The sequence below is a fragment of the Streptomyces sp. NPDC054786 genome (assembly GCF_053611685.1).
Genome location: NZ_JBSHAW010000029.1, coordinates 87,400 through 108,788, shown reverse-complemented (window position 1 = coordinate 108,788; position 21,389 = coordinate 87,400). Strand labels below are relative to the sequence as shown.

Here is a 21,389-nt window from a genome sequence, read left to right as displayed (position 1 = left end):
CCGGGATCGGCTCGCGGCGTGGATCGGTGCGCGTTGCCTGTGGCTGAGGCCGGTTCGCCCACGCCCTGCGGGTGGTGGGCCGGAGGGGACGCCCGGTACCCCGTCCTCGGCGCGGGCGCATCTGGTACGTGCAGAAGACACCCCGGCGTTCGCTCCGGTCCTGCGGGCGGTGCACCGGACATCCCCTCCGACCGCCGCACGTGGGCGACCGTCCCGCCATACCGATGACCGTTACGGCCCCGAGCATTCACCCCTTGGCAGGACACTGGGCAACAGCCAGGTACGAGCCCGCCAGGATCTGGCAGGGCACTGGCCGGGCGTGCTGCCTGTCATTGCCCACCCGGCCCGCCCAGTCATCATTCAGGCCGCCCCGCCCGGGGGAGGATCGGTCCGAGCCGACGCGGGTGATCGGTGACGGACAGTGCCACCGGCCCGCAGACGGGAACGGGCGTAGGTCGGAGGGGATGTACCGGGGACCGCCCGCAGGACCGGAGCACACGCCGGGGCAATCAACTCCACGTACCAGATGCGCCCGCGCCGAGGACGGGCCCCGGTGCGTCCCCTCCGGCCCCCGCGGCAACCACGAACCCCGAAAGCCGCCGGCCCCCACCGGCACAAGGGGAATCCGGTAACGGTTCGGCCGCGCCACCCAGGGGCGCGGGGAACTGCGCGACCAGCCACGACACAGCCGCAGCCAAACGACGGCACCCCGCGGAAGACCCAGCCGCCCCGGGGCGGCCTCAGTCCCCGTTCGTCAACCCGTCGACCAACTCATCGGCCGCCCGGTACGGATCCGTCTCGCCGGAGACGATGCGCTCGGCCAGTGCGTCCAGGCGGCGGTCGCCCCGGAGATCGCCGATGCGTTCGCGCAGCGCCGTGACCGCGATCGTCTCGACCTCGTGGGCCGCGCGGGAGCGCCGCCGCTCGGCGAGGACGCCGCGCTCCTCCATCCAGGCCCGGTGCTTCTCCAGCGCCTCGACGACCTCGTCGACGCCCTCGCTGCGTGCCGCCACCGTCTTGACGATCGGCGGCCGCCAGTCACCGGGCGTACGGGATTCGCCCAGCCCCAGCATGTGGTTGAGCTCGCGGGCGGTGGCGTCGGCCCCGTCCCGGTCCGCCTTGTTGACGACGTAGACGTCGCCGATCTCCAGGATTCCGGCCTTGGCCGCCTGGATGCCGTCGCCCATTCCGGGAGCGAGCAGCACCACGCTCGTATCGGCCTGCGAGGCGATCTCCACCTCGGACTGGCCGACGCCGACCGTCTCGACGAGGACCACGTCGCAGCCCGCCGCGTCCAGCACCCGGATCGCCTGCGGCGCGGCCCACGCCAGGCCGCCCAGATGGCCCCGGGTGGCCATCGAGCGGATGTAGACGCCGGGATCCGAGGCGTGCTCGCTCATCCGTACGCGGTCGCCGAGGAGCGCGCCGCCGGAGAACGGCGAGGACGGGTCGACGGCGAGGACGCCGACCCGTTTGCCCGTCTTGCGGTACGCCGTCACCAACGCGGAGGTGGTGGTGGACTTCCCGACGCCGGGCGAGCCGGTCAGCCCGACCACATAGGCGTTGCCGGTGAGCGGCGCCAGAGCCGCCATCACCTCGCGCAGCTCCGGTGACGCCCCCTCCACGAGGGAGATCAGCCGGGCCACGGCCCTCGGCCGGCCCTGCCGTGCCTGCTCCACCAGCTGTGGGACGTCCACCATCGCTGCTCGGCTCCTTCGGTTCGCTCGTACGCGAATCGGCCCGCTCGCACGCGTCCGCGTACGAGTTCCCGCTTACTTACCCGGTACGCGAATGATCAGCGCGTCGCCCTGACCGCCGCCACCACAGAGCGCGGCGGCACCCACGCCGCCACCCCGCCGGCGCAGCTCCAGCGCGAGATGCAGCACGATGCGGGCTCCGGACATCCCGATCGGGTGACCCAGCGCAATGGCGCCGCCATTGACATTCACCTTTTCCGGCGACACCCCGAGGTCCTTCATCGACTGCACGGCAACGGCCGCGAACGCCTCGTTGATCTCGATCAGGTCAAGATCGCCGACGGTCAGTCCGTCCTTGCCCAGCGCGTGGTTGATCGCGTTGGACGGCTGGGACTGGAGCGAGTTGTCGGGGCCGGCGACATTGCCGTGGGCGCCGATCTCCGCGATCCATTCGAGACCGAGTTCCTCGGCCTTGGCCTTGCTCATGACGACGACCGCGGCGGCGCCGTCGGAGATCTGCGAGGAGGTGCCCGCGGTGATCGTGCCGTCCTTGGCGAAGGCCGGACGGAGCTTGCCCAGCGACTCCGCGGTGGTCTCGCCGCGGATGCCCTCGTCCTTGCTGAAGACGACCGGCTCGCCCTTGCGCTGCGGGATCTCCACGGGGGTGATCTCGGCCTCGAAGAGCCCGTTCTTCTGGGCGGCGGCGGCCCGCTGGTGGGAGCGCGCGGCGACCTCGTCCTGCTCCGGCCGGGCGATGCCCAGCCGGGTGTTGTGCTTCTCGGTCGACTCGCCCATCGCGACGCCTTCGTAGGCGTCCGTGAGGCCGTCGTGGGCCATCGCGTCGAGCATCTCCACCGCGCCGTACTTGAAGCCCTCACGGGACTTCGGAAGCAGATGCGGGGCGTTGGTCATGGACTCCTGGCCGCCGGCGACGACGACGTCGAACTCACCGGCGCGGATGAGCTGGTCGGCCAGCGCAATGGCGTCGAGCCCGGAGAGACAGACCTTGTTGACGGTCAGCGCGGGGACACTCATGGGGATACCGGCCTTGACGGCTGCCTGGCGTGCCGGGATCTGCCCTGCCCCGGCCTGGAGAACCTGGCCCATGATCACGTACTGCACCTGGTCGCCGCCGATGCCCGCCCGGTCCAGTGCGGCCTTGATGGCCACGGCGCCCAGGTCGGCGCCGGAGAAGGTCCGCAGGGATCCCAGGAGCCGCCCCATGGGGGTGCGCGCTCCCGCCACGATCACTGAGGTGCTGCCGTTCGTGCCGTTCGTTGCAGACATGCGGTGCGGCCTTCCTTTGCAGGGAAGTTAACGAGGGTTCCCGTCAATGTACTGAGCGGTACGCGCCGGGTCACCGGCAAGCGGGTGTGATCGCGCGCACGTTGCGTAACCAGCCATGTGGGCGGTGCACTGGACCCATGCTGACGCGAATCGACCACATCGGGATCGCCTGTTTCGACCTCGACAAGACTGTCGAGTTCTACCGTGCCACGTACGGCTTCGAGGTGTTCCACACCGAGGTCAACGAGGAGCAGGGAGTCCGGGAAGCCATGATCAAGATCAATGAGACGTCGGACGGAGGCGCCTCGTATTTGCAGCTCCTGGAGCCCACCCGCGAGGACTCCGCGGTGGGCAAGTGGCTTGCCAAGAACGGCGAGGGCGTGCACCACATCGCCTTCGGCACCGCGGACGTGGACGACGACTCCGAGGCCATCCGCGGCAAGGGCGTCCGGGTCCTCTACGACGAGCCCAGGACGGGTTCGATGGGGTCCCGGATCACCTTCCTGCACCCCAAGGATTGTCACGGAGTGCTCACCGAACTCGTCACCGCGGCGCCCGCCACCTCAGAAGACCACTGACCATTGCCTTCCCCGGCCGGTAGAGTGCAGCCTCGGCCGGGGTACGGGAGTGGGGCTCGGTCCATACTCTGCCGATGATCTGACACCATTTCTTCGGAAGGGTCAGCTCCGATGGGCGCGAGTCCGGTACGACGTGACGTGTACGGGACGAGCGCCGCAGGACCGGAGACGGCCGCCACCATGACCAGGGGACGGATGGGACCGCGCAGTGCGGGGCAACGACCGCTACGAGGCTGACGACCACCTCTCGCAGTTCGAGGCCGAGATGGAGCGGCTGAAGAGCGAGCGGGACAAGGCCGTTCAGCACGCCGACGACCTCGGCTACCAGGTCGAGGTGCTGCGCGCCAAGCTCCATGAGGCGCGCCGCAACCTCGCGACCCGCCCTGCCTACGACAACGTCAGTCATCAGGCGGAGCAGCTGCTGCGCAATGCGCAGATCCAGGCGGACCAACTGCGTACGGACGCCGAGCGCGAGCTGCGCGAGGCGCGGGCGCAGACCCAGCAGATGTTGCAGGAGCAGGCCGAGCGGCAGTCCCGGCTTGAGGGCGATCTGCACGCCGAGGCGGTCACCCGGCGCCAGCGGCTCGACGAGGAGCTCAACGAGCGCCGGCAGACCGTCGAATCGCATGTCAACGAGAACGTCGCCTGGGCCGAGCAGCTGCGTGCCCGTACGGAGTCGCAGGCCCGTCGGCTGATGGAGGAGTCCCGCCGGGAGGCCGAGCAGGCGCTGTCGGCCGCGCGGGCCGAGGCGCAGCGGCTGGCCGAACGCGCCCGTGAGCGGCTCGGCACCGAGGCCGAGGAGGCCCGCGCCGAAGCGGAAAGCATCCTGCGCCGCGCCCGGACGGACGCCGAGCGGCTGCTGAACGCCGCCTCCAACCAGGCCCAGGAAGCCACCGATCAGGCCGAGCAGCTGCGCACCAGCGTCGGCACCGAATCGGAGGAGGCGCGCCGGCAGGCGGCGGAGCTGACCCGCACCGCCGAGGCCCGCGTCCAGGAGGCGGACAAGGCGCTGCGCGAGGCGCGCGCCGAAGCCGAGAAGCTGGTCGACGAGGCGCAGCAGAGCGCCACCAAGCGGCTGACGGCGGCCGAGTCGGACAACGAGCAGCGCACCCGTACGGCCAAGGCGGAGATCGCCCGGCTGGTCGGTGAGGCCACCAAGGACGCCGAGGCGCTCAAGGCCGAGGCCGAGCAACTGCGGGAGGACGCCCGCACGGAGGCCGACCGGCTGATCGCCGAGGCGCAGGAGTCCGCCCGGTCCCAGGCGTCGGAGGACGCCGCGGCACAGCTGGCGAAGGCCGCACGCACCGCCGAGGAGGTGCTGACCAAGGCCTCGGAGGACGCCAAGGCCACCACCAAGGCGGCCGCGGAGGAGGCCGAACGGCTGCGCAGCGAGGCCGAGGCCGAGGCGGACCGGCTGCGCGAAGAGGCACATGACACCGCGACCCAGCTCAAGGGCGCGGCGAAGGACGACACCAAGGAGTACCGCGCCAAGACCGCCGAACTCCAGGAGGAGGCACGACGGCTGCGCGGTGAGGCGGAGCAGCTGCGTGCGGACGCGGTCGCCGAGGGTGAGCGGATCCGCAGCGAGGCCCGCCGGGAGGCGGTCCAGCAGATCGAGGAGGCGGCCGGGTCCGCCGAGGAGCTGCTGAGCAAGGCCAAGGCCGATGCCGAGGAGACCCGTTCGGGCGCCGTCACGGAGAGCGAGCGGGTACGGACCGAGGCCATCGAGCGCGCCACGGCGCTGCGCCGGCAGGCCGAGGAGGCGCTGCAGCGGGCCCGTTCGGAGGCCGAGGAGCTGCTGACCGAGGGCGCCCAGGCCGCGGAGATGGTCACCACCGAGGCCGAGGAGTCCGCCGCGCGGCTGCGCGTGGCGGCCGAACAGGCCGCGGAGGAGCTGCGGACCGACGCCCAGGCCGAACTGGACCGGCTGCACAGCGAGGCGGAGGACAGAGTCACCGCCTCCGAGGAGTCGCTGCGCGCTGCCCGCGCGGAAGCGGAGCGGCTGCGCCGGGAGACGCAGGAGGAGGCGGCCCGCCTCAAGGCGGAGTCGGCGGAGCGGCGTCGGATGCTGACGCAGCAGGCCGAGGAGGAGGCCGAGCGGCTGCGCGCGGAGGCCGCGTCCGACGCCTCGTCGGCACGTTCCGAGGCCGAGTCGGTGGCGGCACGGCTGCGTACCGAGGCATCGGGCGAGGCGGAGCGGCTGAAGGCGGAGGCGCAGGAGACCGCGGACCGGGTGCGTGCCGAGGCCGCGACGGCCGCGGAGCGCACGGGCACGGAGGCGGCACAGGCACTGGCCGCGGCCCAGGAGGAGGCCGCACGGCGGCGCCGGGAGGCCGAGCAGCTGCTGGGCGAGGCGCGCGAGGAGGCCCACCAGGAGCGGACCGCGGCGCGCGAGCAGAGCGACGAGCTGCTGGCGTCGGCCCGTACGCGGGTGGGCGAGGCGCAGGTGGAGGCCGAGCGGCTGGTCGAGGAGGCGGACCGGCGTTCGGGCGAGCTGGTGGCGGCGGCCGAGCAGACCGCACAGCAGGTGCGGGACGCGGTCGCGGGGCTGCACGAGCAGGCCGGCGAGGAGATCGCCGGGCTGCGTTCGGCGGCGGAGCATGCCGCGGAGCGCACCAAGGCCGAGGCGCAGGACGAGGCGGACCGGGTCCGCACGGACGCGTACGAGGAGCGGGAGCGCGCCTCGCAGGACGCGGCACGGGCGCGGCAGGAGGCCCAGGAGGCGACGGAGGCCGCGAAGTCGCTGGCGGAGCGGGCGGTTTCCGAGGCCATCGAGGAGGCCGAGGCGCTCCGCACGGAAGCGGCCGGTGTCCTCGACGAGGCGCGCCGGGACGCCAATACGGCGCGGGCGGAGTCCGCCGAGCAGGCCGACCGGCTGGTGTCGGAGGCGACCGCGCAGGCCGAGAAGCTGGTGGCGGACGCCTCGGCGAAGGCGCAGCAGCTGCGTACCGAAGCCTCGGAGGCGCTGGCCACGGGCGAGCAGGACGCGGCGCGGGCCCGCGCTGAGGCGCGGAATGACGCGAACCGGATGCGCTCGGACGCCGCGGAGCAGGCCGACCGGCTGATCACCGAGGCGCGCACGGAGGCGGAACGGATCGTCACCGAGGCGACCGAGCTGACGTCTTCGGCACAGGACGACGCGGACCGTACGGTCCAGGAGGCCCAGCAGACCGCCGAGCGGCTGCGGACCGAGGGCGAGCAGCAGGCGCAGTCCCTGGTGGCCGAGGCGACCGAGGCGGCGGAGCGGCTGCGCACCGAGGCGGCCGAGGCGCTGGAGAAGGCCCGTCTGGACGCCGAGCAGACCGGCGACCAGGCGCGCGAGGCGGCCAACAAGACGCGTTCGGACGCCGCCGAGCAGGCCGACCAGCTGATGTCGGAGGCCGCGACCGAGGCGGAGCGGCTGCGCACCGAGGCCGCGGAGTCGACCGCGGACGCCGAGCGGGACGCGGACCGTACCCGGGCCGATGCCCGGGAGCAGGCGGACCGCATGATCGCGACGGCCACCGCGGAGGCGGACCGGCTGCGCGCGGATGCGGCCGAGACGGTCACCTCCGCACAGGAGCACGCCACCCGTACCCGTAACGATTCGGCGAAGGTCAAGGAGGACGCCGAGGCGGCGGCCGAGCGGACCCGGACGGAGGCGCAGCAGGAGGCGGACCGGCTGCTCGACGAGGCGCGCAAGGACGCCGCCAAGCGCCGCGGGGACGCGGCCGAGCAGGCGGACCAGCTCGTCGCCAAGGCCCAGGAGGAGGCGCTGAAGGCCGCCACGGCCGCCGAGGAGCAGGCCGACACGATGGTCGGCGCGGCCCGCAAGGAGGCCGAGCGGCTCATCTCGGAGGCGACGTCCGACGGCAACGCCCGGGTGGAGAAGGCCCGTACGGACGCGAACACGCTGCTGGAGGAGGCCCGCGGGGACGCCACCGGCATCCGGGAGCGCGCCGAGGAGCTGCGGCAGCGGATCGAGTCCGAGGTCGAGGAGCTGCACGAGCGGGCCCGCCGGGAGTCCGCGGAAACGATGAAGAACGCCGGCGAGCGGGTCGACAAGCTCATCGCGCAGGCCACGGCCCAGCAGGTGGAGGCCGAGGAGACGGCCGACCGGATGGTGGCGGACGCGAACAGCGAGGCGAGCAAGGTCCGGATCTCGGCGGTGAAGAAGGCCGAGGGCCTGATCAAGGAGGCCGAGAACAAGAAGGCCGAGGCGGTGCGCGACGCGGAGCGGATGCGCGGCGAGGCCGAGGCGGAGGCCGCCCAGATCGTGGACGAGGGCAAGCGGGAGCTGGAGGTTCTGGTGCGCCGGCGCGAGGACATCAACGCCGAAATCTCCCGCGTCCAGGACGTTCTGGAGGCCCTGGAGTCGTTCGAAACACCCGGCGGAAACGGGGAGGGCAAGGGCGGCGGGGTGAAGGCGGCCGCGGGCGCGGGCGCAACTCGTTCGAGTGGCAAGCAGTCTGAGGGGTAGCCACTCAAATGAGGGGTCATTCTCCAGATCAAACGGGCAATGACTCGATGACACGCCGTTGTGACCCCTAGGATTCTCCTTATCACCTCACCGGTCTCTTCGACAGGAACCCCATGAGCGACACTTCCTCCCCCTTCGGCTTCGAGCTCGTGCGGCGTGGGTACGACCGCGGTCAGGTGGATGACCGCATTACGAAGCTCGTCGCCGATCGCGACAGCGCGCTGGCCCGCATCACGTCGCTGGAAAAGCGGATCGAGGAGCTGCACCTCGAAACGCAGAACGCCCAGGCGCAGGTCAATGACGCCGAACCGTCCTACGCGGGCCTCGGTGCACGCGTGGAGAAGATCCTCCGTCTCGCCGAAGAGGAGGCGAAGGATCTGCGCGAAGAGGCCCGCCGGGCCGCCGAGCAGCACCGTGAGCTGGCCGAGTCGTCCGCCCAGCAGGTCCGTAACGACGCCGAGCAGTTCGCCACCGACCGGAAGGCGAAGGCGGAGGACGAGGGCGCCCGGATCGTCGAGAAGGCCAAGGGCGAGGCGGCCACGCTGCGCTCCGAGGCGCAGAAGGACGCGCAGTCCAAGCGCGAGGAGGCGGACTCCCTCTTCGAGGAGACCCGCGCCAAGGCCGCGCAGGCCGCAGCGGACTTCGAGACCAACCTCGCCAAGCGCCGTGAGCAGTCCGAGCGCGACCTCGCCTCGCGTCAGGCCAAGGCCGAGAAGCGGCTCGCGGAGATCGAGCACCGCGCCGAGCAGCTCCGGCTGGAGGCCGAGAAGCTGCGTACGGACGCGGAGCGCCGGGCCCGCCAGACGGTGGAGACCGCGCAGCGCCAGGCCGAGGACATCGTGGCCGACGCCAACGCCAAGGCGGATCGTATCCGCAGCGAATCCGAGCGCGAGCTGGCGGCGCTGACCAACCGCCGCGACTCGATCAACGCCCAGCTCACCAACGTCCGCGAGATGCTGGCGACGCTGACCGGTGCGGCGGTGGCCGCGGCCGGCACCCCCGGCGAGGAGGAGACCACCTCCCGCGGGGTCCCCGCGCAGCAGACCCGCTGACCCTCCCCAGCCAACGCTGGGTGGTGCCCCCGGGCAGGTTCCTCACCGGTCCGGACCGCGCCCCCGTGCCGCCTCTGTGGCGGCGCGGGGGCGCGGTGCGTACAGGGGGTCAGCCGGGCGGCCCCGCCCCGGTGGCAGGGGCCACGGGACGCGCCTAGCGTGCTGTACATGATCGAGCTCGAGGGGCTGACCAAGCATTACGGCGACAAGGTCGCCGTGGACCACCTCACCTTCACGGTGCGGCCCGGTATCGTCACCGGCTTCCTCGGCCCCAACGGCGCGGGCAAGTCGACGACCATGCGGATGATGCTCGATCTGGACAACCCGACGTCGGGTACGGTCCGGATCGACGGCAAGCACTACCGGCAGCTGCGGGACCCGCTGACGTACATCGGGGCGCTGTTGGAGGCGAAGTCGGTGCACGGCGGCCGGAGCGCCGCCAACCATCTGCTGTGTCTGGCCCAGAGCAACGGGATTCCCCGCAGCCGGGTCGGCCAGGTGCTGGACACCGTAGGGCTGAGCACGGTCGCCAAGAAGCGCGCGAAGGGGTTCTCGCTCGGTATGAGCCAGCGGCTCGGCATCGCCGCGGCACTGCTCGGCGATCCGCAGGTGCTGCTCTTCGACGAGCCGGTCAACGGCCTCGACCCCGAAGGCATCCACTGGATCCGCAATCTCATGAAGAACCTCGCGGGCCAGGGCCGGACCGTTTTCGTCTCCTCCCATCTGATGAGCGAGATGGCGCTGACCGCCGAGCACTTGATCGTGATCGGGCAGGGCCGGCTGATGGCGGACACCTCGATGAAGGACTTCATCCACCAGAACTCGCGGTCCTATGTCCGGATGCGGTCCCCGGAGCAGGAGAAGCTGCTGGATCTGCTGCACGCCGAGGGGCTCCATGCGGCGGCGGTCGGCAACGGCTCGCTGGAGGTCGACGGGGTGCCCGCCGAGCGGCTGGGCGAACTGGCCGCCAGGCATCAGCTGGTGCTCCATGAGCTGAGCCCCCAGCAGGCGTCCCTGGAAGAGGCCTTCATGCAGCTGACGGCCGATTCGGTGGAGTATCACGCGCACGACGGCGAACCGGTGCCGACTCAGGCCGGAGGGCCGCCGACGGCGTGGCCCCCGGGAGAACCGCAGCCGGCCGGGGCACGGCCGGGCGAGCCGCAGCCGACCGGCTGGGGTGCGGACTGGCAGAAGAAGAGGAGCTGACGGATGTCGGCGGTCGGGCAGGTCATTCGGTCGGAGTGGACCAAGATCAGGTCGGTGCGGTCCACGGTGTGGACGCTGGGCATCGCCGTCGTGGTCACCATTGGGCTCGGTGTGCTGATCTGCACCCTGGCCAACAACGACTTCAACTCGATGCCGGCCAGGGACCGGCTGGCGTTCGACGCCACCAACATCAGCTTCGCCGGGATGGGGCTGGGCCAGCTCGCGATGATCGTCTTCGGGGTGCTGGTGGTGTCGAACGAGTACAGCACCGGCATGATCCGCGCCTCGCTGGCGGCCGTACCGCAGCGCAGCACCTTCCTGTTCTGCAAGCTGCTGGTGGCCACCGCGCTGGTCTTCCTCGTCGGCCTGGCGACCAGCTTTGTGACGTTCTTCGCCGGACAGTCGGTGCTGGGCGATCTCCGGGCGCACATCGGCGATCCGGGCGTACTGCGTGCGGTCTTCGGCGGCGGGCTCTATATGACGCTGATCGCGCTGTTCTCGATGGCGGTGGCCACGATGCTGCGCAGTCCGATGCTTTCGCTGGGCATTCTGATGCCGTTCTTCTTCCTCATTTCCAACATTCTCGGAAATGTCTCGGCGACCCGGAAGATCGGCCGCTTTCTGCCGGACCAGGCGGGTTCGAAGATCATGCAAGTGGTGACGCCCGCCAACAGCGATGTGCCGTACGGCCCGTGGGGCGGGCTGGCCATCATGATCGCCTGGACGGCCGCGGCGCTCGTCGGCGGATTCGTACTCCTCAAGAAGCGAGACGCGTAACGCACGAGGCAGGCCTCCGCCGACGGCAGGCAGGAACGCGGGGAATTGACGGGAACCGTCAACCGCCGGATAGCCTCCTAACCCTCACGGGGGCACGAGGGCGCCTCTGCCCCGACGATCTCGCGAGGGGCGGAGAATGATCGAGGCAGTCGGCCTGACGAAGCGCTACGGCGCCAAGACGGCCGTGTACAACCTGTCGTTCCAGGTACGGCCGGGCACGGTGACCGGCTTCCTGGGGCCCAACGGCTCCGGTAAGTCGACCACGATGCGCATGATTCTGGGCCTGGACGCACCGACCTCGGGGCGGGCCACCATCGCCGGCCGGCCCTTCCGCAGCCTCCCCAACGCTCCGCGCCAGGTGGGCGCGCTGCTGGATGCCAAGGCCGTGCACGGCGGCCGCAGCGCGCGCCAGCATCTGCTCTCGCTCGCCCAGCTGTCCGGCATCCCGGCCCGCCGGGTCGACGAGGTACTCGGGGTGGTCGGTCTGCAGGACGTCGCGGGGCGGCGTTCCAAGGGCTTCTCGCTCGGTATGGGCCAGCGGCTGGGCATCGCCGCGGCGCTGCTCGGCGATCCGCAGGTGCTGCTCTTCGACGAGCCGGTCAACGGCCTCGACCCCGAAGGCATCCTGTGGGTGCGCAATCTGATGAAGCAGCTGGCGTCAGAGGGCCGTACGGTCTTCGTCTCCTCGCATCTGATGAGCGAGATGGCGCTGACCGCCGAGCACTTGATCGTGATCGGCCGTGGACAGCTGATGGCGGATATGCCGGTCAAGGACTTCATCTCGGCCAACTCCGCCGATTTCGCCCGGGTGCGTACGCCTGACACCGAGCCGGAGCAGCGCGAGAAACTGACCGCCGTGATCGCTGAGGCGGGCGGGCAGACCGCGCCCGAGCCGGACGGTGCGCTGCGGGTGACCGGGCTGCCGCTCCCCCGTATCAGCGATCTCGCGCATCAGGCCGAGGTCCGGCTGTGGGAGCTCTCGCCGCACCAGGCCTCGCTGGAAGAGGCGTATATGCGGATGACGCAGGGCGCGGTGGACTACCGCTCGACGGCCGACCCGCGGGCCGGTCTGCAGGGCGCCCCCGCCGGGTACGCCCCGCAGGGCGCCGCACCGCAGGGGTTCGCGGGCGGCCCGGGGTACGCGCCCGGTCAGCCGGGCCAGGTTCCGGCCGGTGTCCCCGGCCAGGGGCAGCCGAATCCGTACGCCCAGCAGGATCCGTACGCCCAGCAGGCGGCCGGGGCCGCTCCGGGACCGGGCTATCCGCCGCCCGCGCAGGCTCAAGGTCACCCGTACGGGTCGCCCGAGTCGTACGGCGCACCTCACCCGTACGGGCAGCAGCCCGCCGCGCCGATGCCGCCCGCCGCCCCCGCCGACCAGCCCACGCCGCACCACAAGGACGCCCGATGACCAGCCCTCAGCAGCCGCAGCCCCAGCCGCAGCCTGAGCGCGGACCCCACGACACCGGCGCGCACGAGCAGCCGATGCCGGCCGCGCCGCCGATGCCCCCCACCGCACCGCCGGCCGCACCGCCGCAGCAGCAGGACACGCCGCCGCAGGCACCGCCCGCCGGGCCGGAGCAGCCCGGTCAGCAGCCGGCACCGCAGCAGCCTGCGCCCGCCAACGAGGCCGGCACGATGATGCTCCAGGCCCAGCAGCCCCCAGGGCAGCCCGCACCCGCCAAGGAACCGGGCACGATGACGCTCCAGGCCCAGCAGGCCCCCGGACAGCCCGCACCGGCCAAAGAAGCGGGCACGATGATGCTGCAGGCCCAGCAGGCCCCCGGGCCCCAGCCGCTCGCGGCGCACGGACCGGGCAGGGAAGCGGGCACGATGATGCTCCAGGCCCAGGCGCCGCCCCAGGCCCAGGCCCCGTCCCAGGCCCCGCAGCCGCCCGTCCAGCACCATCCCCAGCAGGCCTATGCCGGCGGACCGGGCGGCTATGTCTCGCCCATCCCCGTGCGCCCCACCCACCTCGGCCATGCGCTGGCCTCCGAGTGGACGAAGATCCGCTCGGTGCGCTCGACGATCTGGACGCTGGGCGTGATGCTGCTGCTGATCGTCGGCATCGGGCTGCTGACCTCCCTCGCGGCGGGCTCGGAGCGCGAGTTGGACCCGCTGCTGGGCATCGGCTTCGTCGGCGTGCTGCTCGGCAGCCTGTGCGTGATCACCCTGGGTGTGCTGTCGATCTCGTCCGAGTACGGCACCGGCATGATCCGTACGACGCTGACCGCCTGCCCCAGCCGCGTCCGGCTGCTGACCGCGAAGGCGCTCGTCTTCTTCACCCTCGCGCTGGTGCTCACGACGGTCGCGACCACCCTGGTCGCCCTGCTCGACAGCGCGATGCTCAACGGCCCCGCGCCGACCGCCGATCAGTGGGTACGCGCCACGTTCGGCGCCGGTCTGTACGTCGCGCTGCTCGGCCTGCTGGCGCTGTCCGTCGGCACCCTGCTGCGGCACTCGGCGGGCGCCATCAGCACGATGATGGGTGTAGTGCTGCTGCCGATGCTGCTGGCGCTGTTCCTGCAGGGCGAGAGCCTCAAGAACATCCAGCGGACGCTGATCGAGTACTCGATCCCCAGCGCCCTCGCGACGCTGTACGACATTCCCTTCCTCAGCACCGGCCCGACCGGCTGGACCCCCGTGTGGATCCTCGCCGGGGTGACCGCGGTGACGCTGGGCGGCGCCTACGCCGCCGTCATGCAGCGCGACGTCTGACGCCGCGCCCGCGAGTCCCCCGCAGAGCCCGTCTTTGCGCCCCGGCCGGGGCGCGAAGGCGGGCTCTGCTCAGTACCGGGGCGCGTTCCGGGACCGCTGGAGCCGCGCGCTCCGGCGGTCCCGTGCGTTCCAGCACGCCTTGTGCCAGTGTCTGCGGTCGTCGACATCGCCGTGCTGCGGCCAGGCGACGACATGCGGCACCCCGGGCGCGATCTCCTGGTCGCAGCCGGGGCAGCGGTAGTGCTTGGCCGCGCCGCCGCCCCCGACGTACCGCACGACCCAGTCCTCGCCGCGCCACTCCTCGGTGGTCTCCCAGCCGCCACCGCCGGGAGACGCCCCCATCCGGCCGTAGTGGTCACCGCCCGGGCGGTCGATGGGCTTCGCACCGCCGTGCTGGCGGTTTCGGCGCGGGGACACAGAACACCTCGGCTATGTACGGAGTCACGGGCTGTCACCAGCGTACGCGGCGCGGTCAGGGGTGGACGCCCCTCGGCAGGATTCTGCGATCATCAGGAAATTTCGCGTCAGGCCGTGCCCTTGGCACGTGTCACACGTTGTTGCCTGTAAGGGGGAGTCGCGTCGGCTGCGAGGAGGCAGAGAGCGATGCGCGTTGGGGCTTTCATCCTGGCCGCTCAATTCCCCGGTCAGGGACAGGGGGAAGCACTGCACCGCGCGGTGCGCTCCGCGGAGGTCGCGGAGGAGGCCGGACTCGATGATGTCTGGCTGGCGGAACACCACTTCGTACCGTACGGCGTCTGCCCGAATGCGGCGACGCTGGCCGGGCTGCTGCTGGGGCGGACCCGCAGGATCGGCGTCGGGACGGCGGTGAGCGTGCTGCCGACCCAGCATCCGGTCGCACTCGGTGAGCAGGCGGCGCTGCTGCATCTCACCTCCGACGGGCGGTTCACGCTCGGTGTCGGCCGGGGCGGTCCGTGGGTCGATCTGGAGGTGTTCGGTTCCGGGCTCGAAGCGTACGACCACGGCTTCCCGGAATCGCTCGATCTGCTGATGCGCTGGTTGCGGGAGCCCCGGGTCGGCGCACGGGGCGAGCGCTATACGTTCCGGGAAGTAGCGGTGGTACCGCGTCCTGCCGAGGCGCTGACCGATCCGGGCGCCGGTTCCCCGGGCCCGCCGGTGGTGGTGGCCTGTACCTCCCCCTCATCGGTGCGGACGGCCGCGGCGCGCGGGCTGCCGATGCTGCTGGGCATGCACTGCGGCGACGAGGAGAAGGCCGAGATGGTCGCGCTGTGGCGGGCGAGCGCGCGCGAGGCCGGCCTGGACGGCGATGAGGTGGCCGCGGCCGGGCACGTCTCGGCCGGCGTGGTGCAGATCGCCGACGCCCGCGCGGCCGCGAGGGAGACCCTGACGAAGGCGATGCCCGGCTGGCTGCGGCAGGGCCTGGGCGCCCATGTGACGGTCGACGGCCGCTATCGCGCGATGCGTGATCCGCTGGCCTATACGGAGTTGCTGTGCGGGATGCATCCCGTCGGCCCGCCGCAGCTGTGCGCCGACCGGCTGGCGGCGACCTCGGAGCGTACGGGCATCACACGGTTCGCGCTGCTCGTCGAGGGCTCCGGCGATCTCGCGGCGACGGAGGAGAACGTCCGCCGGCTGGGCACGGAGGTCCTGCCGCAGCTGGAGTGAGCCGGGCCCGGTACGGCCAACGGCATGCGGGTGCCGTGTGCGGACGACCGTGCCCGTGGTGCGGGGTGCGATGGCGCCGTACGTGGAAGGAAGGCCGGCTTTCCGTGAGTGGTGCTGCCGCTGGCGCACCGGCACGGTGTGTGTCACCACCGTGTGCGCAGCGGCAGCAACTCCGTTCAGCAGTCGCGGAGTTCGGGCGACTGGTTCAGCAGCTGGCCCCGGATGGACGTGAATCGGGCCAGTCGGTCGTCCACCACCGGGTCGAGCGGGAAAACCGCGACACGGTGGCAGTTCTGAAAGGCGAGCCGCACACCGAAGTGGCGCTCCAGCGAACCACGGATGGCGTCACTCGCCAGCGCGCGCAGCAGCTGGCCGCGCGCCTGCTCGTCCGGGGGCGGCGTCTGATTGTCGGCGAACTCTCCGCCGTCCACCTTCAGCTGGGCCACCAGAGAGCTGATCATCCCCCATGCGTAGGGCAGGGAGGACCGGACGCAGTCGACAAATACGGCTTCGTCGACCTCGCCTCGCTCGGCCTGTTCGAGGAGGGCCGGTGAGACGTCGAGCGACATGAGGTTCTCCTCTCGCGGCCCCGCCGGGACGGACAGGGCCTAGGGACGGGACAAGGGGCTTTGCGACGGAGCGTGTTCGCCTCACAACCCCCCGCTTCAACGGTATGCCGCACAAGAGGCCCGCACCAGGAGATTGCACATACAACCGGCCATTGGCGAACGCCGGGGGTGCGGGGATTTCCCCCGTAAAGGCACAGTGATCCAGGGCGAATCGCGTGGGGGGCCTCCGGTCGAGTAGCGTTTCGCCCCATGCGTCTCGTCATCGCCCGCTGCTCCGTGGACTACGCGGGCCGGCTCACCGCCCACCTCCCCTCGGCCCCTCGCCTCATCCTGGTGAAGGCGGACGGCTCCGTCTCCATTCACGCGGACGACCGGGCCTACAAACCCCTCAACTGGATGTCGCCGCCCTGCACTCTCAAGGAGGGCGACGGGGAAGTGTGGACGGTGGAGAACAAGGGGGGCGAGAAGCTCATCATCACCCTTGAGGAGGTCATGCACGACTCCTCGCACGAGCTCGGCGTCGACCCGGGGCTCATCAAGGACGGGGTGGAGGCGCACCTCCAGGAGCTGCTCGCGGACCGGATCGAAACCTTGGGCGAGGGATACTCCCTGATTCGGCGTGAATACCCCACTGCCATCGGCCCGGTGGATATCTTGTGCCGGGACGCCGATGGCCAGACCGTCGCCGTCGAGATCAAGCGGCGTGGCGAGATCGACGGTGTCGAGCAGCTCACCCGTTATCTCGAACTCCTCAACCGTGACCCGCACTTGGCGCCGGTGAAGGGTGTCTTCGCGGCGCAGGAGATCAAGCCGCAGGCGCGGGTGCTGGCCACCGACCGCGGTATCGGCTGCGTCGTGCTGGACTATGACGCGCTGCGCGGCATCGAGGACGACAAGCTCCGTCTGTTCTGACCCCGTGCGGCCCCCTGGGCGGCCGTACAGCGCGATGGCCCGGTAACAAGCACCGGGCCATCGTGCTGTCCGCTGTACGGCCGTCAGCCGGGACGCGGGGCCGTCAGCCGGCCGGGGCGCTCTGCGTACCGGAGGCCGAGGGGGCCGTTCCGTCCGACGGTGCGCCGCCGCCCGTCGCCGGTGATCCACCGGACGGCGTGGTGCCGCTGCCGCTGGAGGTGCCGTCGGACGGGGTGGTGCCGCTGCCGCTGGAGGTGCCACCGGAGGGGTTGGCGGCCGACTGCGACGGGCTCTGCGTCGTCGGCTTGCCCGTGGACGTCGGATCCGGCGACGTGTCGGTCGGTTCGTCCGTCGGCGTCGGGTCCGTCGGCTCGCCGGTCGGCGGGCGGGTATGGGTCGGCCGGCCGGTGGGCGTGGTGGGTCGCCCGGTCGGCTCGGTCGGGCCGGTCGTCGGGCCCGTGGGCCCGGTGCTGGGGTCGGTGGGCGAGCCGCTGGTGGCGGGGCCGCTGGCCGACGGGGACGGGGTCTCCGCGTGGCCGGGGGTGCCGGGCCGGGAGGTGTCAGGGCCGGTGGGCGGCAGGCTGGAGCCCGTGGCGGGCTGTTCGGCGGGCAGGTCGCTGCTGTCGCCGTCGTCCGTGGTCTGTTCCGTGCTGACCTTGTCGTCGTGCGGGTGGTCACCACCCGTCGTCCCGAGGGTGACGACGGTGCCGAGGACGGCCGCCAGCAGCACGCCGGCGCCCGCGGCCACGGCATTGCGGCGCGCCCCGCCGAACACCCGCAGGGCGCCCTTGCCGGTCCCGGTGCCGCCTGCCACGGCCGGGACGGCCGTGGTGGCGGAGGTCGCCGAGGCGCCCCGGGCGACGATCGTGGCCGCGCTCTCCCCGGCGCGCGCCGCCCACAGCTTGGCGGTCGATACGGTGCCGGCCCGCTCCTTCGGCACCTCCTGTTGCGGTGCGGAGCGCGCGCCTGCCGCTTGCGGGAGCGCGGTGGTGGCCGCCGCGGCCGCCTCGGCCCGCGAACGGTCGGTCACCAGCGCCAGGGCACGCCGTCCGGCGACCGCGCCGTTGCGGTCGGAGAGCACCCCGCGCAGCCCGATGGACGCCTCCAGCTCGGCGCGCGCCCGGTCGAGGCTGCCGGTGCACAGCGCCAGCACGCCCAGCTCGTGGTGGAAGTAAGCCTCTTCGGCGACCTCGCCGGCCAGCCGCGCGGCCTCCTGGCCGTGCCGCAGGCTGCGCTCCCAGGCGTTCCACTGCAGGGCGGCGGCGAACGCCGGGGCGGCCGTACGGGCGAGCAGCACGGCCGCGCTGGCGTGCCCGCTCTCCCGGCTGCCGGTCAGTACGCCCATCGCGGCCAGCGCCACATCGGATTCGGCGGCGGCCCGCTCGGGGGTGACCGAGGGGTGACCGGCCCACCAGGCGTAGTGCTGGGCGGCGGTGTGCGCCCGTGCGGCGGCGCCCTCCGTGTAGCCGGCCGCCTCCAGTTGCTCCTGGACGGTGGCGGCGAGCCGGTAGTGGCTGCCGACCGGGGTGATCAGACCGCAGACCAGCAGCTCGCCGAGGGCGGCGTCGGCGTGGGTGTCCTGGGTGAGGGCCGGCAGATGCGCCTGGTGCGGCAGTTCGCCGCCGAGCGCGACGGCGAAGCGCAGTGTCTCCCGGGCGGCGGCGCTCAGCCGGGAGGCGAGCAGCGGGGCGGGTGCGGCGGCGTCGCCGAGGGACGGCAACGGCACCTCGGGCTGCTCGCCGGGCTCGGCGGTGGTGTCGGCGGCGGCCGGCTCCTCCGCGGGGAAGAGGCCGTAGCCGTCGTCGAGGGCGCCCGGTCCGGCCCGCATCCGGTCACGCTGCCGCAGCAGCGCGGCGGCCTGGACGAACCGCAGCGGCAGCCCCTCGGACTCGAACCAGAGGTCGGCGGCCCAGGCCTCCTCGTCGTCGGTGAGCGGCCGGTCCACGGCGCGCTCCAGCACCCGGGCGCAGCCGGCGCGGCCGAGGCCGCCGAGGAAGACCTCTTCGAGGTGCGAACCGGCGCCGGGGGCCGCGACGTCGGGGGTGGCGGCGATCAGGAAGGCACATTCGGGGGTGGCGTCGAGCAGCTCGTCGAGCGCGGCACCGCCGAATTCCAGGTCGTCCAGGACGACGATGGCGCCGATCTCGGCGATCCTGCGCAGCAGCTCGGGCCGGTCGGGGCGGTGCTGCGGGGCCCGGTACACGGCGGCGAACAGCGCGTACAGCAGGTCGGTGGCGGTGCGGTGGTAGCCGGAGAGCCGGATGACGCCGTCGGGGGCGAGATCGGCGCAGGCGGTGGCGACGGCGTCCAGCAGCCGGGTGCGGCCGGAGCCGGAGGGGCCGGTGACGCGTACGGAGCGACCGCGGGAGAGCAGCCGGACCAGGCGTGCGGTGTCCTCGGCGCGCTCTTCGAGCGCGGCCTGGTGGCCGGTGAATCCGGGCGGGCCCGGGGGCAGCGGGGGCGCGGCGGCACGGGCGGCAGCGGCGCGTTCCTGCGGGTCGAGCCTGCCGGGGGCCGCGGGGCGCTCTCCGGGCGGGCAGGGTTCTATTTCGCTGCCGTCGACGGGGTTGACGGTGACGAGGTAGGGGTCCGAGACGAGCCGGACGACGCGGGCGAGCCCGCCGGAGCTGCCGCGCGCGCCGCCGAACGCGGGGGCCGGCGGCTCGGCAGGTCTGTCCTGCTCGCCGTACTCCTCAGGTCCCCGGTGGGTGTTCGGGTCCATGCTGCAAGCTCCCAGATCTGGCGTGCCGACTGCGCTTCCGGCCGTCCGCACTCCCCCGGCTCCGGCAGGTCGTCCTCAGCCGTCGCGTCTGGTCCGGTGCCCGCCGCGGATGCTGGCATACGGGCGGGAACCGAACCTTAGACCTGGAGAGCGGGCCGGTGCACCGCCGGGGCCCGGTCCTGACCGGAACTTCCTGGATTGGTCGGTATCGCGCTGTTTGCGACATTTCTATCGCTCAGCTCTTCAGTTTTCGTCATGCTTTGGGCGCGATCCTGATCGCCCGGAGGATGTCCCGGATCCCTGTGCGGGACATCGGGCGGCTCGCCGCGCCTGCCTCACACCCGGGGCAGCGATTCCGCTTCGATCCCGCCCTCGATGGCGAGGATGCGGTGCAGCCGGGTGGCGACGAGCAGGCGCTGCATCTGGGGCGGCACTCCGCGCAGCACCAGCCTGCGGTTGACCCGGCCCGCGCGACGGTGCGCTCCCATGATCACGCCGAGGCCGGTGGCGTCCCAGGAATCCAGCTCGGTCAGGTCCAGCACGAGATCGCCGCGACCGGAGTCGACGGCGGCATGCAGGGCCGTACGGGCGTCCGCCGCGCTGCGGACGTCGAGGCGGCCCCCGACAACCAGCTCGGCGTGGTCGCCCCTGATGTGCATATGCGCTCCCCGATGTCATGGGTGGTGACGCCTGGACGTCTACAGAACTGACTGCCTCTCATGCGGCGAAGTTGCCGCCTGTAAGCGAACCGATACCGAATTCACCCCACGGGGTGACCCCAGCGGGCCGATGGGGCTGACGCGGTATCAGTGCTTGTAGAAGCCCTGCCCACTCTTGCGACCGATATCGCCCGCATCGACCATTCGCCGCATGATCTCCGGCGGTGCGAACTTCTCGTCCTGGGACTCGGTGTAGATGTTGTCGGTGGCGTGCAGCAGGATGTCGACGCCCGTCAGATCGGCGGTGGCCAGCGGTCCCATCGCATGGCCGAAGCCCAACCTGCAGGCGGTGTCGATGTCCTCGGCGCTGGCCACGCCGGATTCGTAGAGCTTGGCGGCCTCGACGACCAGCGCCGAGATCAGGCGGGTGGTGACGAAGCCGGCCACGTCCTGGTTGACGACGACGCAGGTCTTGCCGACCGACTCGGCGAACTGCCGGGCGGTGGCGAGGGCTTCGTCACTGGTCTTGTAGCCGCGGACCAGCTCGCACAGCTGCATCATCGGCACCGGCGAGAAGAAGTGCGTACCGACGACCCGCTCGGGGCGGGACGTGGCGGCGGCAATCTTGGTGATCGGGATGGCGGAGGTGTTGGAGGCCAGCACCGCCTCGTCCTTGACCAGCTTGTCCAGAGTCTGGAAGATCTCCCGCTTGACGTCGATCCGCTCGAAGACGGCCTCGACGACGATGTCGGCGTCGGCGGTGGCTTCGAGGTCGGTCGTGGTGGTGATGCGGGCCAGCGCCTGCTCGGCATCGGCCGCCGACAGCTTGCCCTTGGCGACGAACTTCTCGAACGAGGCCTCGATACCGCCCTTGCCCCGGGCCAGCGCCCCCTCCGTCACATCGCGAAGAACCACGTCCCAGCCCGCCTGGGCAGAGACCTGCGCGATACCGGACCCCATGAGTCCGGCCCCGATGACGGCGAGCTTCTTTGCCACTACTGTCCCCTCACACCCTGTGCATTTGACGGTCCTGGGTGACGTTAGCGGTCGTGAGCGATCGTTTGGAGGGTAAGAGATGCGCGTCACGTCTCAGATGACGGACATCACACCGG

General features: G+C 71.9%; 16 protein-coding genes. 9 read left to right on the top strand and 7 right to left on the bottom strand.

Features of this window, described 5'->3' with window-relative positions; translation table 11 throughout:
- Positions 1-740: 740 nt before the first annotated feature.
- Together meaB and ACWGI6_RS24460 are read right to left on the bottom strand one after the other, a co-directional pair.
- The gene (gene meaB / locus ACWGI6_RS24465; RefSeq protein ID WP_393908638.1) at positions 741-1,700 is read right to left on the bottom strand and encodes a methylmalonyl Co-A mutase-associated GTPase MeaB; all 960 of its coding nucleotides are present in this window, start codon (positions 1,698-1,700) and stop codon (positions 741-743) included.
- A 72-nt stretch (positions 1,701-1,772) separates the two neighbouring features.
- Entirely contained in the window at positions 1,773-2,948 is a 1,176-nt protein-coding gene (locus tag ACWGI6_RS24460) for an acetyl-CoA C-acetyltransferase (protein ID WP_393908736.1), read from the bottom strand.
- A 173-nt stretch (positions 2,949-3,121) separates the two neighbouring features.
- Here ACWGI6_RS24460 and mce point away from each other — a divergent pair, with 173 nt between their 5' ends.
- The 7 genes from mce to ACWGI6_RS24425 all read left to right on the top strand — a co-directional run bounded on the left by mce (position 3,122) and on the right by ACWGI6_RS24425 (position 13,771).
- Positions 3,122-3,562, top strand: coding sequence for a methylmalonyl-CoA epimerase (mce, locus tag ACWGI6_RS24455; RefSeq protein WP_393908639.1), 441 nt, complete (start codon positions 3,122-3,124; stop codon positions 3,560-3,562).
- 208 nt (positions 3,563-3,770) lie between these two features.
- On the top strand, positions 3,771-8,021 hold the full coding sequence (scy, locus tag ACWGI6_RS24450) for a polarized growth protein Scy (RefSeq protein WP_453269489.1): 4,251 nt from the start codon (positions 3,771-3,773) through the stop codon (positions 8,019-8,021).
- Positions 8,022-8,134: 113 nt separating this feature from the next.
- Positions 8,135-9,073 (top strand): coiled-coil domain-containing protein, encoded by a 939-nt coding sequence (locus tag ACWGI6_RS24445; RefSeq protein ID WP_393908641.1) that lies wholly within the window; start codon positions 8,135-8,137, stop codon positions 9,071-9,073.
- A 168-nt stretch (positions 9,074-9,241) separates the two neighbouring features.
- Positions 9,242-10,279, top strand: coding sequence for an ABC transporter ATP-binding protein (locus tag ACWGI6_RS24440; protein WP_453269488.1), 1,038 nt, complete (start codon positions 9,242-9,244; stop codon positions 10,277-10,279).
- A 3-nt stretch (positions 10,280-10,282) separates the two neighbouring features.
- On the top strand, positions 10,283-11,056 hold the full coding sequence (locus tag ACWGI6_RS24435; RefSeq protein WP_453269487.1) for an ABC transporter permease: 774 nt from the start codon (positions 10,283-10,285) through the stop codon (positions 11,054-11,056).
- A 136-nt stretch (positions 11,057-11,192) separates the two neighbouring features.
- Entirely contained in the window at positions 11,193-12,464 is a 1,272-nt protein-coding gene (locus ACWGI6_RS24430) for an ABC transporter ATP-binding protein (protein ID WP_453269486.1), read from the top strand.
- 425 nt (positions 12,465-12,889) lie between these two features.
- Positions 12,890-13,771, top strand: a complete 882-nt coding sequence (locus tag ACWGI6_RS24425) for an ABC transporter permease (RefSeq protein ID WP_453269513.1) — start codon at positions 12,890-12,892, stop codon at positions 13,769-13,771.
- A 69-nt stretch (positions 13,772-13,840) separates the two neighbouring features.
- On the opposite strand, the gene ACWGI6_RS24420 is transcribed toward ACWGI6_RS24425, so the two are convergent.
- Complete coding sequence (locus ACWGI6_RS24420; RefSeq protein ID WP_453269485.1) at positions 13,841-14,188, bottom strand: ATP/GTP-binding protein; 348 nt, start codon at positions 14,186-14,188, stop codon at positions 13,841-13,843.
- A 186-nt stretch (positions 14,189-14,374) separates the two neighbouring features.
- Here ACWGI6_RS24420 and ACWGI6_RS24415 point away from each other — a divergent pair, with 186 nt between their 5' ends.
- Positions 14,375-15,415 (top strand): LLM class flavin-dependent oxidoreductase, encoded by a 1,041-nt coding sequence (locus tag ACWGI6_RS24415; protein WP_453269484.1) that lies wholly within the window; start codon positions 14,375-14,377, stop codon positions 15,413-15,415.
- 176 nt (positions 15,416-15,591) lie between these two features.
- Here the strand turns inward: ACWGI6_RS24415 and ACWGI6_RS24410 are convergent, their stop codons facing one another.
- On the bottom strand, positions 15,592-15,984 hold the full coding sequence (locus tag ACWGI6_RS24410) for an SCO5389 family protein (protein ID WP_393908647.1): 393 nt from the start codon (positions 15,982-15,984) through the stop codon (positions 15,592-15,594).
- Between the two features lie 249 nt (positions 15,985-16,233).
- Here ACWGI6_RS24410 and nucS point away from each other — a divergent pair, with 249 nt between their 5' ends.
- Positions 16,234-16,896 (top strand): endonuclease NucS, encoded by a 663-nt coding sequence (gene nucS / locus ACWGI6_RS24405; RefSeq protein WP_159470079.1) that lies wholly within the window; start codon positions 16,234-16,236, stop codon positions 16,894-16,896.
- Positions 16,897-16,999: 103 nt separating this feature from the next.
- Here nucS and ACWGI6_RS24400 read toward each other — a convergent pair whose 3' ends face one another.
- The 3 genes from ACWGI6_RS24400 to ACWGI6_RS24390 form a co-directional block, all read right to left on the bottom strand.
- Positions 17,000-19,618 (bottom strand): ATP-binding protein, encoded by a 2,619-nt coding sequence (locus tag ACWGI6_RS24400; RefSeq protein WP_453269483.1) that lies wholly within the window; start codon positions 19,616-19,618, stop codon positions 17,000-17,002.
- Between the two features lie 335 nt (positions 19,619-19,953).
- A complete protein-coding gene (locus ACWGI6_RS24395; RefSeq protein WP_393908649.1) occupies positions 19,954-20,277 on the bottom strand; it encodes an STAS domain-containing protein in 324 nt (107 codons plus the stop codon).
- Positions 20,278-20,424: 147 nt separating this feature from the next.
- Positions 20,425-21,273, bottom strand: coding sequence for a 3-hydroxyacyl-CoA dehydrogenase family protein (locus ACWGI6_RS24390; RefSeq protein WP_453269482.1), 849 nt, complete (start codon positions 21,271-21,273; stop codon positions 20,425-20,427).
- Positions 21,274-21,389: the final 116 nt, after the last annotated feature.

What these genes read in the sequence shown, in the direction of transcription:
- meaB (WP_393908638.1), bottom strand. Translation starts at nt 1,700, where the DNA reads ATGGTGGACGTCCCACAGCTGGTGGAGCAGGCACGGCAGGGCCGGCCG.
- mce (WP_393908639.1), top strand. Translation starts at nt 3,122, where the DNA reads ATGCTGACGCGAATCGACCACATCGGGATCGCCTGTTTCGACCTCGAC.
- ACWGI6_RS24445 (WP_393908641.1), top strand. Translation starts at nt 8,135, where the DNA reads ATGAGCGACACTTCCTCCCCCTTCGGCTTCGAGCTCGTGCGGCGTGGG.
- ACWGI6_RS24440 (WP_453269488.1), top strand. Translation starts at nt 9,242, where the DNA reads ATGATCGAGCTCGAGGGGCTGACCAAGCATTACGGCGACAAGGTCGCC.
- ACWGI6_RS24435 (WP_453269487.1), top strand. Translation starts at nt 10,283, where the DNA reads ATGTCGGCGGTCGGGCAGGTCATTCGGTCGGAGTGGACCAAGATCAGG.
- ACWGI6_RS24430 (WP_453269486.1), top strand. Translation starts at nt 11,193, where the DNA reads ATGATCGAGGCAGTCGGCCTGACGAAGCGCTACGGCGCCAAGACGGCC.
- ACWGI6_RS24425 (WP_453269513.1), top strand. Translation starts at nt 12,890, where the DNA reads ATGCTCCAGGCCCAGGCGCCGCCCCAGGCCCAGGCCCCGTCCCAGGCC.
- ACWGI6_RS24415 (WP_453269484.1), top strand. Translation starts at nt 14,375, where the DNA reads ATGCGCGTTGGGGCTTTCATCCTGGCCGCTCAATTCCCCGGTCAGGGA.
- ACWGI6_RS24410 (WP_393908647.1), bottom strand. Translation starts at nt 15,984, where the DNA reads ATGTCGCTCGACGTCTCACCGGCCCTCCTCGAACAGGCCGAGCGAGGC.
- nucS (WP_159470079.1), top strand. Translation starts at nt 16,234, where the DNA reads ATGCGTCTCGTCATCGCCCGCTGCTCCGTGGACTACGCGGGCCGGCTC.
- ACWGI6_RS24400 (WP_453269483.1), bottom strand. Translation starts at nt 19,618, where the DNA reads ATGGACCCGAACACCCACCGGGGACCTGAGGAGTACGGCGAGCAGGAC.
- ACWGI6_RS24395 (WP_393908649.1), bottom strand. Translation starts at nt 20,277, where the DNA reads ATGCACATCAGGGGCGACCACGCCGAGCTGGTTGTCGGGGGCCGCCTC.